At 67.3% G+C, this 1,944-nt stretch carries 1 protein-coding gene and 1 pseudogene; both read right to left on the bottom strand.

Features of this window, described 5'->3' with window-relative positions; translation table 11 throughout:
• A pseudogene (locus BC360_RS26305) lies at positions 1–248 on the bottom strand (HlyD family type I secretion periplasmic adaptor subunit); the annotation flags it as partial.
• Between the two features lie 46 nt (positions 249–294).
• Positions 295–1,944: calcium-binding protein (locus tag BC360_RS26300; RefSeq protein WP_083222738.1), on the bottom strand; the 1,650-nt coding region annotated here is incomplete at its 5' end.

Genomic DNA, 1,944 nt, shown 5'->3' with positions numbered 1-1,944 from the left:
ATCGCCGCGACGATGCCGCCGTCGCGGTGCTGGATCAGCTTGACCTGCTGGGAGACGGCGACCTGGCCCTGGGTGATGACGGCACCCGACAGCTTGGCCTGGGCGGCCCAGCCGCCGACACCGAACACCAGCGTCGCGGCAAAGACGGCCGAGACGACGATGCGCGCGGTGATGCCGAACTGCGGTTTTTCGGCCGGCGCCGAACTGGGCGTTGCCGTTTCCGCCGTGCTGTTGTCCGTGGTGTTCATGGTGTTCTTCTCCCGATAACGCGTGACACTGAGGTTTTTTCGCTGTTCAGACGCTGTCTCTCGGCTGGCCGGCCGGGCCTTCGAGCGCGGCGAGGATAAAGTCCTGTTCGGTGAGCGCGTGGCGGCCGGCGATCAGGAATTCGAGATCCTCGTCGCGTTCGAGGTTGACGACGGCGCGCACGACGGTGCGTTCGCCGTCGCCGAAGGCCTCGTGATAGAAGCTGATCCGGTGCACCGGCGGCGCCTGGCCGTCGGCGGCGAACGGGGCAAAGACCAGGCCGCCGATGGCTTCGGCGATCTTCGACAGGTCGATGCGGTCGCCGACCTCAAAGTCGCGGATCTCGTCGCGGCCGCTGCCGTCATTGGCCAGCGATGCCACCGTGCGGAAGACGAAGACATCGGCGCCGTCACCGCCGGCGAGAAAGTTGACGGCGTTGCCGGCGACCAGCACGTCGTCGCCCTTGCCGCCGACAGCACCTTCGATCGCGGTCAGCAGGTCCGAGCCGATCTCGGCGCCCTCAGCCGTGCCACCGTCGAGGTCGATCACCACCGCCTGTGTTGCCGCCGAGGCGTCGTAGCTGTCGACCGCCTCATTGCCGTCAATACGGTCGTTGCCGTCACTGCCGCTCGCCTCCGGTGGGATCACGACGAGGAAGGTATCGCTGCCGGTATTGCCTTCGAGTTCGTCGTCGCCGGCGCCACCGACGAGAACGTCGTCGCCGCCGCGGCCACGCAACCGGTCATTGCCGTCGCCGCCCGACAGGATATTGTTGCCGGCGCCACCCGACAGCTGGTCGCCGCCCTGGCCACCGGTGATGATTTCGAAGCCATCGATCACGTCCGTGCCGATCTCGTTGCCCTCGGCGATCCCGGCTTCGATATCGGCAAGCACGGCCTGAACGAGTGCCGACATGTCGAGCGTGTCGATGCCGTCGCCGCCCGAATAACGATCGGTGCCATCATTCGTCGCGGTGCCGTTACCGGTCTCGATCATGGCGACGACGATAACCGTGTCGTCGCCCGCACCGCCGGCGACGGTGTCGTCGCCCTGGCCGCCGGAGAGCGTGTCGTTGCCGCTACGGCCGTCGATGACATCGTTGCCGTCATTGCCGACGAGGGTGTTGCAGGCGGCATCGCCCGCAAGCCGGTCATCACTGGTCCCGGCAATGACGGCCTCGATGCTGTGAAGCGTGTCGCTGCCGATCTCGTCGCCGCTGGCGGTGCCCTGTTCGAGGTCGACGACGATGGTCTTGGTGCTGGCGCTGGCATCGAGCCTGTCGTTTCCTGCGCCGCCATCATAGCTGTCGTTGCCGTCGCTCGTTTCCCCGGGCACGCAGGCCGGAGCTTCGACGAGCATGGTGTCGTTGCCGTTACCGCCGGAGACGCTGTCGTCGCCCTGGCCGCCGGAGAGCGTGTCGCCGCCGTCGCGGCCGTCGATGCCATCGTTGCCGTCATTGCCGGCGAGGGTGTTGCCGGCGGCATCGCCGGCAAGCCGGTCATCACCGGAGCCGCCGATCACCATCTCGATGCTGTCGAGCGTGTCGGTGCCGATTTCTTCGCCGGTGGCGGTGCCCTGTTCGAGGTCGACGACGATGGTCTTGGTGCTGGCGCTGGCATCGAGCGTGTCGAAGCCGGTGCCGCCGGAATAGGTATCGTCGCCGTCGTCAGTATGGGGGGCGGCGGCCGGCGATACCGG

It is taken from the genome of Ensifer sp. LC163 (assembly GCF_001695855.1).
Lineage (GTDB): Bacteria > Pseudomonadota > Alphaproteobacteria > Rhizobiales > Rhizobiaceae > Ensifer.
Note: the sequence above shows the minus strand (reverse complement) of the source record. Positions and strands in the feature narration are given on the sequence as shown.